Origin of the sequence: Johnsonella ignava ATCC 51276 (assembly GCF_000235445.1) — a bacterium.
Lineage (GTDB): Bacteria > Bacillota > Clostridia > Lachnospirales > Lachnospiraceae > Johnsonella > Johnsonella ignava.
Genome location: NZ_JH378868.1, coordinates 1 through 662, shown reverse-complemented (window position 1 = coordinate 662; position 662 = coordinate 1). Strand labels below are relative to the sequence as shown.

General features: G+C 34.9%; 1 protein-coding gene. It reads right to left on the bottom strand.

The window, feature by feature from the left end:
• Positions 1 to 662: M56 family metallopeptidase (locus HMPREF9333_RS12015; protein ID WP_040883190.1), on the bottom strand; the 662-nt coding region annotated here is incomplete at both ends.

The window sequence follows — 662 nt, the reverse complement described above, 5'->3', positions numbered from 1 at the left end:
ATAATGTTAATTATCCTCCTTTGAAGATTTATCGCTGTTTTTCCTGTTAAACATATAATATTTTCTATATCAGGCTTACTACACGCCATATCACGCAGAAGCTTCGCATAAGTTAATCTTTCTCCGGCTGAACAGTTTTTTAATGTGGCTTCATCACACGCCATTTCATTTATCTCAATGAATTTATCCAGAAAGATATGTACGGCAGGATTAAACCAATACATCACACAGAGTATAAACATAAGCCTGCGATAAAAATAGTCCTTGGCTTTTAAGTGCGTCATCTCATGCTTAAGTATAAGCTCCGTTTCCAAATCCGAAAGACTATTTTTTGATAAAAATATCCTCGGCTTAACAAACCCTATTATAAACGGGGAAGGTATCACGGAGTTCATAAACACTCTAAAATCCTTTTTTATGCCCATTTCTTCAATAAGCCTGTTTTTTGTTTCAATGCTTGTGCCGTCAGTTAAGAGTTCACTTAATTTGTCAAGTTTCTTTAAAAAAGCCCTTTCCTTGATTAATTGGTTTATTCCTAAAGCAAATATCCCTATAAACCAGACTGCAAGCAGAATTAAGAATATAAGACTTCCACCAAAAGAGGTGGCATTGGCAATGGTCTTATCTCTGACAAAAGACAATTCGGATACATCATTGCTTAT